This is a genomic window from Mesorhizobium sp. WSM4840, assembly GCF_055811755.1.
Map to the genome: position 1 here is coordinate 50070 of NZ_JBVVQD010000014.1, position 12787 is coordinate 62856.

Below are 12787 nucleotides of genomic sequence, written 5' to 3' on the forward strand. Positions count from 1 at the left end.
GAAGCAGGAGCAACGTTACTCCGTCTGAGCGGCGGTCGGGTCTGTCGATTCGGCGCCCGGCCGCTTCGGCGCGTCCCAGACCAGCATGGCGAGAACAGCCATCGCGACGACCGCTGCCGCTATGAACAGGATCTTTCTCATTTTGGTTGACGTTCGCGTAACGCGGCCACGCGATCGGCTGCCTTGGATCCTTGCGGCGTCAGGCGAGGCTCTTGAACCAAATTCCGGAATGATGCACACCGCGCCCGGCATGACCGAGACGAAGACAGCAGGCCCTTATCCGCCAGGCCCTTATCCGCCGGGCACCTATCCGCTTGACCATCTTGTGCTGCCGACCGCGAGCCTCGACGTGGCGCGGGCGCGGCTGGTTTCGCTTGGCTTTGTCGTGGCGCCGACCGGCATCCATCCTTTCGGGACGGAAAACTGCTGCGTCTTCCTTGAGGACGGCACATATCTCGAGCCACTGGCAGTTGGCAACGGGCAAGCGGCGGCGAAAGCGATCGCCGACGGCAACGTCTTCGTCGCGTCTGATCGTGCCTATCGCGACAAGCGCGGCAATGAGGGATTTTCCGCCCTGGTCTTGGGCACCGAAGATGCGGATGCCGATCACGTGCGCTATGTCGAAGCCGGCCTGTCTGCCGGAGACATGCTGAGCTTTTCGCGCGCCTTCACCGACCCGGCGGGAGAGAGCGACACGGCATCGTTCAAACTGGCCTTCGCCTCCGGCACCGGGGCGACGGACGCATTCCTGTTCGCCTGCGAGCGGATCAATGCGCCGAAGGTAGACCGCACCGCGTTGCAGATCCACCCCAATGGCGCAACCGGCATCATCGAAGTCGTGGCGGTCAGCAACGAGCCATCCGAACAGCACCGATTGATTTCGATCGCGACGCGCAGTCCGGCTGCCGGACAGGGGAGCAGCACTGCGTTTGGCCTGCCGAACGCAACCTTGACCCTGCTTGACCCCGTTGCTTTCGAAACGCGCTTCGACATACCTGCCGGCGCGCCATCGGAACTCCGCTTCGCGGGGATCGTCTTTTCAGTTCGCTTCGCAGACACGGTCGCCAAGCTGCTTGCAGCCAGTTCCGTCGAACACGAAATACGCGGCAATGATATTGTCGTGCGGCCGGCATCCGGGCAGGGTGCGGCCTTCATTTTCCGGGAGATCGCATGAACAAGCCCAATTCGTCCGTAACTGTCGGCAATGTCGTCTTCAGCAACACCGCGCCGCTATCGCTGATTGCCGGCCCGTGCCAGCTTGAATCCCGCCAGCACGCCTTCGACATGGCTGGGGCGCTGAAGGAACTGACTGAGAAGCTGGGGCTGGGCCTCGTCTACAAGACCAGTTACGACAAGGCCAACCGCACCTCGCTTGGCGGCACGCGCGGCGCCGGCCTCGATGCGGCGCTGCCCGTCTTCGACGATTTGCGCAAGGCGTTTTCGCTGCCGATCCTGACCGATATCCACACCGAGGAACAGTGCGCGGTCGTGGCGCCGCATGTCGATATCCTGCAGGTTCCGGCATTCCTCAGCCGGCAGACCGATCTGCTGATCGCGGCAGCAAGAACCGGCAAGGTCGTCAACGTGAAGAAGGGCCAGTTCCTCGCACCGTGGGACATGAAGAACGTTGTCGCCAAGATCACCGGTTCCGGAAACCCCAACGTACTGGTCACCGAGCGCGGCGCGTCTTTCGGCTACAACACGCTGGTGTCCGATATGCGCGCGCTGCCGATCATGGCCGAGATCGGCGCGCCGGTGATTTTCGACGCCACGCATTCGGTGCAGCAGCCGGGCGGGCAGGGCGGCTCCTCGGGTGGCGATCGGCGCTTCGTCGAGACGCTGGCGCGCGCTGCGGTTGCGGTCGGTGTCGCCGGCGTCTTCATCGAGACGCATCAGGATCCCGACAATGCCCCCTCCGACGGTCCCAACATGGTGCCGCTGAAGGACCTTCGGGCGCTGCTTGAAAGGCTGATGGCATTCGATCGCGTCGCCAAGGGCTGAGCAGGCTTGGGGGGCCGACCCCAAATCCCGACCCCTCAACTTGTGATCAACCGGTGCCGGTTGTACGCTGCCCAGGCAACAGAGTGCCTTGGAGGAGGAAGCCATGTCCGTCGCCCGCGTCACCGAAATCACATCATCGTCTAATAAGAGTTTTCAAGAAGCCATCGAACTGGGAATTGCGCGCGCCGCAAAGACCTTGAAGAACGTCGAAGGCGCCTGGATTCAGGACCAGAAGGTGGTCGTCGAGGACGGCAAGATCTCCGCGTATCGCGTCAATATGAAGGTCACCTTCATCCTCGCTGAGTGACCGGTTAGAGCATTTTTGCAGCCAAGTGGAATCACTTGACGTCGCTGAAATGCAGCTAAAACAAATAGATAGAGCGGGATGCTCATGCTCAGTTCAATTTGAATGCATCCCGCTCTAGCGTCGAAAACTCTGGAACCTTCATCCGCGCCCCTCATTGTCAGGCATAGCGTCAACGACAACGAGGAGTACACAATGACCACCCAGACAGGACACACTGAAGCCATCGCTGCCTCGCGGGTCATCGGCACATCCGTCTACAACACGGAAGGCACGCACATCGGCGACATCGAGGATGTCATGCTCGACAAGTTGTCGAATGGAATCATGTTTGCCGTGATCGGCTTTGGCGGATTTCTCGGCATCGGCGAGAAGTACCACGCCATTCCGTGGGCGAGCCTCGACTATGACGAGAACAAGGGCGGCTATGTCGTACCGTTCACGAAGGAGCAACTGAAGGCTGCTCCCGCCTATTCGATCAACGAATTGACGGGCGCCGACGGCGAGGCCGCGCGTGATGCTTCATACAGCTACTACAAGGTGGAGCCTTATTGGCATTGACCTTGCTCTGCCGGAATCAAAAAAGGCCCCGGTTGGACCGGGGCCTTTTTTTGGGATATCTACTCCGCCGCAAGGGTCGACAACTCTACCGCGCCCTGCTGAGGCTGCTGAGTGTCACACGACGTGAGAAACGCCGCCGCGATCAGGAACAAACTCACGATACCGCTCAACTGAGACATGGCGAAACTCCTCCTGTTTCGCCCCGCGCAGCGCGAGCATAAACCAGAAAGCCGTATGCCGCCAAGACTTATGACTGACATGACTTATGATGACAGCAATTTGTGCTTCGTGAACCGGCATGGCGGAGGTGGCGGCACTATTTGCGGACGCCCCGATTGCGTTTTGCAGCACTTTGGCTAAGAGGTGCCCGACGCTTCGTCGGATCAATCGGGGACATCGCAATGACTGCCATCATCGACATTGTCGGGCGTGAAATCCTGGACAGCCGCGGAAACCCGACCGTCGAGGTCGACGTCGTGCTCGAAGACGGCTCGATGGGCCGCGCTGCGGTGCCCTCCGGCGCCTCGACCGGCGCGCATGAGGCGGTCGAACTGCGCGACGGCGGCGCACGCTACCTCGGCAAGGGGGTCCTGCGGGCGGTAGAGGCCGTCAATGGCGAGCTGTTCGAGGCGATCGGCGGTATGGAAGCCGAGAACCAGATCCACATCGACCAGACCATGATCGAGCTCGACGGCACGCCCAACAAGAGCCGGCTCGGTGCCAATGCCATCCTCGGCGTCTCGCTGGCTGTCGCTAAGGCTGCGGCGGAAGCGGCCGGCCTGCCGCTCTACCGCTATGTCGGTGGCAGCAAGGCGCATGTGCTTCCAGTGCCGATGATGAACATCATCAACGGTGGCGCGCATGCCGACAACCCGATCGACTTCCAGGAATTCATGATCCTGCCGATCGGCGCGCCGACACTGCGCGACGGGGTGCGCTGGGGCTCGGAAATCTTTCACACATTGAGGACGCGGCTGAAGGACGCCGGCCATAACACCAATGTCGGCGACGAGGGCGGCTTCGCTCCTAACTTGAAAAGCGCGCCCGCTGCGCTCGATTTCATCATGGAATCGATCGAGAAGGCTGGCTTCAAGCCGGGCGAAGAGGTTGCGCTCGGCCTCGATTGCGCCGCGACCGAATTCTTCAAGGACGGCAACTACGTCTATGAAGGCGAGAAGAAGACCCGCGATCCGAAGACCCAGGCCAAATATCTGGCCAAGCTCGCGGCAGACTATCCGATCATCACGATCGAGGACGGGTTGGCCGAAGACGATTGGGATGGCTGGAAAACGCTGACCGACCTCATCGGCAAGAAGACGCAGCTGGTCGGTGACGATTTGTTCGTCACCAATACGGCGCGGCTGCGCGACGGCATCCGCATGGGCGTCGCCAATTCTATCCTGGTCAAGGTCAATCAGATCGGCTCACTGACCGAAACGCTCGACGCCGTCGAGACCGCGCACAAGGCCGGCTACACCGCTGTCATGTCGCACCGCTCGGGCGAAACCGAAGATTCGACCATCGCCGATCTCGCCGTTGCCACCAATTGCGGACAGATCAAGACGGGCTCCCTGTCGCGCTCGGATCGCATGGCCAAGTACAACCAGCTCATCCGCATCGAGGAAGAGCTCGGCAAGCAGGCGCTCTACGCCGGCAAGTCGATCGTGAAAGGCTGAGTCCACACAAATAATGAAAAGGCGGGGGCATTCCCCGCCTTTTCTGTCTCAACACCACCAAATCCGGTCGTCCGTAACCGTCCATTAAGCACAATCGAGCGAGAAAGGGCTAGGTCGCAGAGTGTTAGAGCGTCCTTTGCGCGTCCAAGAGGACGCGCGGCGCTCTAAGGGATTTGGATCATGTGGACACGTCAGCACAAGCAGAGAAATACCGGTCGGCTGATCATTCCCTCGCTCTGCGTGGCATTCCTCGCCTATTTCGGCTTCCACGCCTATCACGGCGAATTCGGCATCTATTCCAAGTATCGGTTGCAAGCCGAAACCGTCGATCTGCAAAGTAAGCTCGATGCCGTCAAGGCGCGCCGGATCGACCTGCAGAGACGCGTTCAGCTGATGCATCAGGGCACGATGGAGAAGGATATGCTCGACGAGCAGGCGCGTAGGGCGCTCAATATGTCCCATGCCGACGAAATCACCATCATGTTACCGCCACCGGCAAGATAACCATTTTCAAGTTAATCGCCGATATTTTCAATGATTTTAATCGCTTAGATGCATGTCAGCCATGCATTTTTCAGCATGGCGAAACGCTTTCTCGCGTGTTAGCCTTCCCAAATCGGTGGGGAGAACTGATCTCCCTCAGTGTCCGCAAGAGACGCCAACAGGGAGTGATGCATGGCCACCGCCGCCAGAAAAGCGCCTGCCAAATCCAGATCCGACGGCAAATCGGCGGGGCTTTCAGCCCCCAAACCTGTCGACTTCACCAAGGACGAGGAGCTTGACGCCTACCGGCGCATGCTGCTTATCCGCCGCTTCGAGGAAAAGGCCGGCCAGCTCTACGGCATGGGCTTCATCGGCGGCTTCTGCCATCTCTATATCGGCCAGGAAGCAGTTGTCACCGGCATGAAGATGGCGCTGATCGACGGCGACCAGATGATCACCGCCTACCGCGACCATGGTCACATGCTGGCCATGGAACTGTCGCCGCGCGGCGTCATGGCCGAATTGACCGGGCGCCGCGGCGGCTTGTCCAGGGGCAAGGGCGGTTCCATGCACATGTTCTCCAAGGAGAAGCATTTTTACGGCGGCCACGGCATTGTCGGGGCGCAGGTTTCGCTCGGCACCGGCCTCGCCTTCGCCAATCGCTATCGCGGCAACAACAACGTGACCCTGACCTATTTCGGCGACGGCGCCGCCAATCAGGGTCAGGTCTATGAGAGCTTCAACATGGCCTCGCTGTGGAAGCTGCCGGTGATCTATATCATCGAGAACAACCGCTATGCCATGGGCACCTCGGTATCGCGTTCGTCGGCCGAGACGGATTTTTCGCACCGCGGCGCCTCCTTCAAGATCCCCGGTATCCAGGTCGATGGCATGGACGTCCGTGCAGTCAAGGCAGCCGGCGATCTCGCAACCGAATGGTGCCGTGACGGCAAGGGGCCGCTGATTCTCGAAATGCAGACCTACCGCTACCGCGGTCACTCGATGTCCGATCCGGCAAAATATCGCTCCAAGGAAGAAGTGCAGAAGATGCGCTCCGAGCGTGACCCGATCGAGCAGGTCAGGGCTCGCCTGCTCGACAAGAAGTGGGCCGACGAGGACGAGCTCAAGACCGTCGACAAGGAGGTTCGCGACATTGTCGCCGACGCCGCCGAATTTGCCCAGAACGACGCAGAGCCGGATCCGTCCGAGCTCTGGACCGACATCGTATTGTAACGAGAGGGCAAGGACATGCCGATCGAAATTCTCATGCCCGCTCTCTCGCCGACCATGGAAGAGGGCAATGTTTCCAAATGGTTGAAGAAAGAGGGCGATAAGGTTGTCGCTGGTGATGTCATCGCCGAGATCGAAACCGATAAGGCCACGATGGAAGTCGAGGCCGTCGACGAAGGCACGCTAGCCAAGATCGTGGTTCCTGCCGGCACCGAAGGTGTCAAGGTCAACACGCTGATCGCCGTGCTCGCCCTTGATGGTGAAGACATCGACAAGGCAGGCGAAGGCATCGGCGAGGAACCTGCCAAGGCTGAAACAGCAGCGCCAGCGCCTGCTGCGGCCAAAAGCGAGGGCGCAGCACCTGTCGCCGCGGCGCCGAGAACCGAAATCGCCGCCGATCCCGACATCCCGGCCGGCACGGAAATGGTCTCGACCACCGTGCGCGAAGCGCTGCGTGACGCGATGGCCGAGGAAATGCGCCGTGACGACGACGTCTTCGTGATGGGCGAGGAGGTCGCCGAGTACCAGGGCGCCTACAAGATCACGCAAGGGCTGCTGCAGGAATTCGGGGCGCGGCGCGTCGTCGATACGCCCATCACCGAGCACGGTTTTGCCGGCGTCGGCGTTGGCGCGGCGATGGCCGGCCTGAGACCGATCGTCGAGTTCATGACCTTCAACTTCGCCATGCAGGCGATCGACCAGATCATCAACTCCGCCGCCAAGACGCTCTATATGTCCGGCGGCCAGATGGGCGCGCCCATCGTGTTTCGCGGGCCGAACGGCGCGGCCGCCCGTGTCGCCGCCCAGCATTCGCAGTGCTATGCCGCCTGGTACAGCCACATTCCCGGCCTGAAAGTGGTGATGCCCTACACCGCCGCGGACGCCAAGGGGTTGCTGAAGGCCGCGATCCGCGACGCGAACCCGGTCATCTTCCTCGAGAACGAGATCCTTTACGGCCAGTCCTTCGACGTGCCGAAGATGGACGATTTCGTGCTGCCGATCGGCAAGGCGCGCATCCACAAATCCGGCAAGGATGTCACCATCGTCTCCTTCGGCATCGGCATGACCTACACGGTGAAGGCCGAGGCCGAATTGCGCGGCATGGGTATCGATGCCGAGGTCATCGACCTCAGGACCATCCGCCCTCTCGATTTCGACACCATTATCGCCTCGGTCAAGAAGACCAATCGGCTGGTGGTGGTGGAAGAAGGGTTTCCGCAGAGCTCGGTCGGCGACCATATCGCCAACCAGGTGTCGCAGCGCGCCTTCGATTTCCTCGACGCGCCGGTCATCACCATTGCCGGCAAGGACGTGCCGATGCCCTATGCGGCAAACCTCGAAAAGCTGGCGCTGCCCAATGTCGGCGAGGTCGTCGAGGCGGTCAAAGCCGTCACATATCGCTGAGCAGGGCGGGAGGAAAACATGCCGATCAACATCACCATGCCGGCCCTCTCGCCAACGATGGAAGAGGGCAACCTTGCCAAGTGGCTGGTCAAGGAGGGCGACAAGGTTTCGCCGGGCGACGTGATCGCCGAGATCGAGACCGACAAGGCGACGATGGAGGTCGAGGCCGTCGACGAAGGCACGGTCGCGAAGCTAGTGGTTCCGGCCGGTACCGAAGGCGTCAAGGTCAACGCGCTGATCGCCGTGCTCGCCGCCGAAGGCGAGGATGCGGCGGCTGCCGCCAAGAGCGGTGACGGCGCTGCCGCTCCGGCAAAAGCCGAGGCACCAAAAACAGAAGCCCCCAAAACTGAAGCACCAAAGGCGGAAACCCCAAAGCCGGAAGCGCCGAAACCTGCGGCCGCACCGGCGCCCCAGGCGGCTCCGGTCGCCAACGGCCATGCAAGCGGTGACCGCATCTTCGCCTCGCCGCTTGCCCGTCGCATCGCCCGGGAAGCCGGTGTCGATGTCTCCGCGGTGACCGGCTCCGGCCCGCATGGCCGCGTGGTCAAGGCCGATGTCGATGCAGCGATTTCCGGTGGTGGCGCCAAGGCGGCGCCAGCCGCGAAAGCCGCACCTGCCGGCGCTCCGGCTCCGGCTGTCGCGCCAAGACCAATGTCGGACGACCAGGTGCTTAAACTGTTTGCCGAAGGCTCCTACGAACTTGTCCCGCATGACAACATGCGCAAGACCATTGCGCGCCGGCTGGTAGAGGCCACGACCACCATCCCGCATTTCTACCTGACGCTCGATTGCGAACTCGATGCACTTCTGGCGCTGCGCACGCAGATCAACGCGGCCGCCCCGGTGAAGAAAACCGACAAGGGTGAAACGCCGGCCTACAAGCTGTCGGTCAACGACATGGTCATCAAAGCGATGGCAAAGGCGCTGATGGCGGTGCCGGATGCCAATGCCTCATGGACCGAGAGCGCCATGGTCAAGCACAGACATGCCGATGTCGGCGTTGCCGTATCGATCCCCGGCGGCCTGATCACGCCTATTATCCGGCGCGCCGACGAAAAGACGCTGTCGGTCATCTCCAACGAGATGAAGGATCTTGCCAGCCGTGCCCGCAGCCGCAAGCTGAAGCCGGAAGAATACCAGGGCGGCACCACGGCAGTGTCCAATCTCGGCATGTTCGGCATCAAGGACTTTGCCGCCGTCATAAACCCGCCGCATGCGACGATCCTGGCGGTCGGCGCCGGCGAGGAGCGTGCGGTGGTCAAGAACGGTGAGATCAAGATCGCGACAATCATGTCGGTGACGCTGTCGACCGATCACCGCACCGTCGACGGCGCGCTCGGCGCCGAACTGCTCGGCGCCTTCAAGCGCATAATCGAAAACCCGATGGGCATGCTGGTCTAGAAAGGAAGAAGGCGGTGCGGAAATTCTCCACCAGCCTTTTTGCCTTCAGCCTTGCCAGCGTCGCAACGATCGTCGTGCATTGGCTGTTCGTGGGCTGGCGGGTAAAGCGCGCACAAGCAGGCTTTGGCGGGAGCGGGGCAAGCGCATGAAAACAGTTCTTTGCTACGGCGACTCGCTGACCTGGGGCTATGATGCCGCAAGTCTGGATCGCCACCCGCTCAAGGACCGCTGGCCGAGTGTGCTGCAGGCGACGTTGGGAGGCGGTATCGAGGTCATCGCCGAAGGCTTGAACGGCCGCACAACAGCTTTCGACGACCATCTGGCCGGCGCCGACCGTAACGGCGCAAGAATGCTGCCGACGATCCTGATGACGCATGCGCCGATCGACCTGATCATCATCATGCTCGGCGCCAACGACATGAAGCCGTGGATCCACGGCAATCCGGTCGCCGCCAAGCAGGGCGTCCAGCGCCTGGTCGATATCGTGCGCGGGCACGATTACCCATTCGATTGGCCGGCGCCGCAGATCCTGATCGTCGCGCCGCCCGCGGTCAGCCGCACGGAAAACGCCGAGTTCAAGGAAATGTTCGCCGGCGGCGATGAAGCGTCGAAGCGGCTGGCACCGCAATATTCCGCTCTTGCCGACGAGGCCGGCTGCGGCTTCTTCGATGCGGGCTCGGTGGCCGAGACCACGCCGCTCGACGGTGTCCATCTCGACGCGGAGAACACGCGGAAAATCGGGCAGGCATTGGCGCCAATCGTGCGCGTCATGCTGGAACTCTAGAGAATCAGGGAGAAATCCGTGGCTGAGAACTACGACGTCATCATCATCGGCTCCGGCCCCGGCGGCTACGTCACGGCGGTGCGTTCCGCCCAGCTCGGCTTCAAGACGGCAATCGTCGAGCGCGAGCATCTCGGGGGCATCTGCCTCAACTGGGGCTGCATCCCGACCAAGGCGCTGCTGCGCTCGGCCGAGATCATGCACTATTCCGATCATCTGAAGGACTACGGCTTGAAGATCGACGGTAAGGTCAGCGTCGATACCGCTGCCGTGGTCGACCGCTCGCGAAAGGTCTCGTTGCGGCTGAACGGCGGCGTTGCCTTCCTGATGAAGAAGAATAAGGTCGACGTCATCTGGGGCGAGGCCAAGCTGGCCAAGGCGGCTTCCGGCGATAAACCAGCCGAGATCGTCGTGTCGAAATCGTCGAAGAAGCCGATGGAGCCGCAGCCGCCGGCGCCCAAGGGCGTCAAGGGTGAGGGCACCTACACCGCCAAGCACCTCATCCTGGCGACCGGCGCCAGGCCGCGTGCGCTGCCCGGCATCGAGCCCGACGGCAAGCTGATCTGGACCTATTTTGAAGCGATGGTGCCGAAGGAGATGCCGAAGTCGCTGCTGGTGATGGGTTCGGGCGCAATCGGCATCGAATTCGCCTCATTCTACCGCACCATGGGCTCGGAGGTGACAGTGGTCGAGTTGTTGCCGGCGGTGATGCCGGTCGAGGACGCAGAGGTCTCGAAATTCGCGCAGAAGCAGTTCGAGAAGCAAGGCATGAAGATCATCCTCGAGGCCAAGGTCACCAAGGTCGAGAAGGGTACGAATTCGGTAACCGCGCATGTCGAGATGAAGGACGGCAAGGTCGAGAAGATCACCGCCGACCGCATGATCTCGGCCATCGGCGTGCAGGGCAATATCGAAAATCTCGGCCTCGAAGCGCTCGGTGTGAAGACCGAACGCGGCTGCGTCGTCGTCGACGGCTACGGCAACACCAATGTCCCCGGCATCTATGCCATCGGCGATGTCGCCGGCCCGCCCATGCTCGCCCACAAGGCCGAACATGAAGGCGTGGTCTGCGTGGAAAAGATCGCCAATTTCCCCGGCGTGCACGCCACTGACAAGCTGAAGATTCCGGGCTGCACCTATTGCAACCCGCAGGTCGCCTCCGTCGGGTTGACCGAAGCGAAAGCGAAGGCCGAGGGCAAGGACATCCGCGTCGGCCGCTTTCAGTTCGCCGCCAACGGCAAAGCCATCGCGCTCGGTGAAGACCAGGGATTCGTCAAGACCATCTTCGACAAGAAGACTGGGCAGTTGCTCGGCGCGCATATGGTCGGCGCCGAAGTGACCGAGCTGATCCAGGGCTTTGTCGTGGCGATGAATCTGGAGACCACCGAGGAAGAACTGATGCATACGATATTCCCGCATCCGACGCTGTCGGAGATGATGAAGGAAAGCGTCCTCGACGCCTATGGCCGCGCGCTGAACGCGTGATAAATTGACCGCGTGAGACTCGACACGTGAAAGCCAAGGAACTCAACGGCAAGGTAATTCGTTTCCGGATGCATTCATCACACAAGGAGAGGGCATATGGACGTGAATGGCGTGGGCTGGATCGCAGCTATCATCATCGGCGGTTTAGCGGGGTGGCTTGCCGAGATGTTCATGAAAAGCAACATGGGCATCTTGATGAACATCGTTCTTGGCATCGTCGGCGCGATCGTGCTGAATGCCATCCTGCAGGCGCTCAATATCGGCGCTTTCGGCGCCGGCTGGATCGCTTATCTGATCACCGGTTTCATTGGCGCCTGCCTGTTGATCTGGGCAGGGCGCATGGTGCGCCGTTAGTTGCTGAACTCTTGCCATGCGAAAACGGCTGTGGCGGCATGCGCCGCCGCGGCCTTTTTCTTTGCTGCGAAAAGTCCTAGATGACTTGTGAAAGCGAACGCCGGAAGGCGATCGCGAATGAACTGGATTTCTGATGGTCACCGTCCTCGACACGATCGCCAATGCGCCGCGCCTGCGGCACCCTGAAAAGGCGCACAAGCCTGACCAGGATGTGCTGCGCAAGCCCGACTGGATCCGCGTCAAGGCGCCGATGTCGAAAGGCTATGCCGAGACGCGCGAGATCGTGAAGTCGCACAGACTGGTGACGGTGTGCGAAGAGGCCGGTTGCCCCAATATCGGCGAGTGCTGGGAGAAGAAGCACGCCACCTTCATGATCATGGGTGAGATCTGCACGCGCGCCTGTGCCTTCTGCAACGTTGCCACTGGCATTCCGACCGCGCTTGATCCCGATGAACCGGCGCGCATCGCCCACGCCGTCAAGCAAATGGATCTGACCCATGTCGTCATCACCTCAGTCGACCGCGACGATCTCGCCGATGGCGGAGCTCAGCACTTTGCCGAGGTCATCCGCGCCATCAGGGCGGCAACGCCTTCGACGACGATCGAAATCCTGACGCCCGACTTCCTGCGCAAGGAAGGAGCGCTGGAGATCGTGGTGGCGGCGAAGCCGGACGTATTCAACCACAATCTGGAGACCGTGCCGTCGAACTATCTGACGGTCCGGCCAGGGGCCCGCTATTTCCATTCGATCAGGCTGCTGCAGCGGGTCAAGGAACTCGATCCGTCGATCTTCACCAAATCCGGCATCATGGTTGGCCTGGGCGAGGAGCGGAACGAGATCCTGCAGTTGATGGACGATCTGCGTTCGGCCAATGTCGACTTCATGACCATCGGCCAGTATCTTCAGCCATCGAAAAAGCACCATCCGGTGATCCGCTTCGTCACGCCGGAGGAATTCAAGTCCTTCGAGACAATCGGCAAGACCAAGGGCTTCCTGCTGGTGGCGTCAAGCCCGCTGACGCGCTCGTCGCACCATGCCGGCGACGATTTCGCCAGGCTGCGCGCGGCGCGAGAAGCGTTTCTCAGGAAATCCGCCTAACAAACTGG

Annotated in this window: 14 protein-coding genes; 13 read left to right on the forward strand and 1 reads right to left on the reverse strand. The window is 61.3% G+C overall.

What is annotated here, in order from left to right; all coding sequences use genetic code 11:
- Positions 1-15: 15 nt before the first annotated feature.
- On the reverse strand, positions 16-141 hold the full coding sequence (locus AC0L3I_RS19405; protein WP_473527923.1) for a hypothetical protein: 126 nt from the start codon (positions 139-141) through the stop codon (positions 16-18).
- 109 nt (positions 142-250) lie between these two features.
- Here AC0L3I_RS19405 and AC0L3I_RS19410 point away from each other — a divergent pair, with 109 nt between their 5' ends.
- From AC0L3I_RS19410 to lipA, 13 genes are all read left to right on the forward strand, one after another.
- Positions 251-1174, forward strand: a complete 924-nt coding sequence (locus AC0L3I_RS19410) for a VOC family protein (protein ID WP_473527992.1) — start codon at positions 251-253, stop codon at positions 1172-1174.
- Complete coding sequence (gene kdsA, locus AC0L3I_RS19415; RefSeq protein ID WP_473527924.1) at positions 1171-2001, forward strand: 3-deoxy-8-phosphooctulonate synthase; 831 nt, start codon at positions 1171-1173, stop codon at positions 1999-2001. The genes AC0L3I_RS19410 and kdsA overlap by 4 nt, the downstream gene beginning before the upstream one ends.
- 103 nt (positions 2002-2104) lie before the next feature.
- Positions 2105-2308: a dodecin family protein gene (locus AC0L3I_RS19420; protein WP_095494875.1), complete on the forward strand. Its 204-nt coding sequence runs from the start codon at positions 2105-2107 to the stop codon at positions 2306-2308.
- Between the two features lie 192 nt (positions 2309-2500).
- A complete protein-coding gene (locus AC0L3I_RS19425; protein WP_095494874.1) occupies positions 2501-2866 on the forward strand; it encodes a PRC-barrel domain-containing protein in 366 nt (121 codons plus the stop codon).
- A gap of 401 nt (positions 2867-3267) precedes the next feature.
- Complete coding sequence (eno, locus tag AC0L3I_RS19430; RefSeq protein WP_473487450.1) at positions 3268-4542, forward strand: phosphopyruvate hydratase; 1275 nt, start codon at positions 3268-3270, stop codon at positions 4540-4542.
- Between the two features lie 180 nt (positions 4543-4722).
- Positions 4723-5046, forward strand: a complete 324-nt coding sequence (locus tag AC0L3I_RS19435; RefSeq protein WP_473527925.1) for an FtsB family cell division protein — start codon at positions 4723-4725, stop codon at positions 5044-5046.
- Positions 5047-5217: 171 nt separating this feature from the next.
- Positions 5218-6258 carry a pyruvate dehydrogenase (acetyl-transferring) E1 component subunit alpha gene (gene pdhA / locus AC0L3I_RS19440; RefSeq protein WP_473527926.1) on the forward strand — a complete coding sequence of 347 codons (1041 nt, stop codon included), beginning with the start codon at positions 5218-5220 and terminating at the stop codon, positions 6256-6258.
- A gap of 15 nt (positions 6259-6273) precedes the next feature.
- Positions 6274-7659: a pyruvate dehydrogenase complex E1 component subunit beta gene (locus AC0L3I_RS19445; RefSeq protein WP_473527927.1), complete on the forward strand. Its 1386-nt coding sequence runs from the start codon at positions 6274-6276 to the stop codon at positions 7657-7659.
- A gap of 18 nt (positions 7660-7677) precedes the next feature.
- Positions 7678-9060 (forward strand): pyruvate dehydrogenase complex dihydrolipoamide acetyltransferase, encoded by a 1383-nt coding sequence (locus tag AC0L3I_RS19450; protein WP_473527928.1) that lies wholly within the window; start codon positions 7678-7680, stop codon positions 9058-9060.
- A gap of 145 nt (positions 9061-9205) precedes the next feature.
- Positions 9206-9844, forward strand: coding sequence for an SGNH/GDSL hydrolase family protein (locus tag AC0L3I_RS19455; RefSeq protein ID WP_292189368.1), 639 nt, complete (start codon positions 9206-9208; stop codon positions 9842-9844).
- Between the two features lie 18 nt (positions 9845-9862).
- The gene (gene lpdA, locus AC0L3I_RS19460; RefSeq protein WP_473527929.1) at positions 9863-11326 is read left to right on the forward strand and encodes a dihydrolipoyl dehydrogenase; all 1464 of its coding nucleotides are present in this window, start codon (positions 9863-9865) and stop codon (positions 11324-11326) included.
- Between the two features lie 96 nt (positions 11327-11422).
- A complete protein-coding gene (locus AC0L3I_RS19465; RefSeq protein WP_473487457.1) occupies positions 11423-11680 on the forward strand; it encodes a GlsB/YeaQ/YmgE family stress response membrane protein in 258 nt (85 codons plus the stop codon).
- Positions 11681-11813: 133 nt separating this feature from the next.
- A complete protein-coding gene (gene lipA / locus AC0L3I_RS19470; protein WP_473487458.1) occupies positions 11814-12779 on the forward strand; it encodes a lipoyl synthase in 966 nt (321 codons plus the stop codon).
- Positions 12780-12787: the final 8 nt, after the last annotated feature.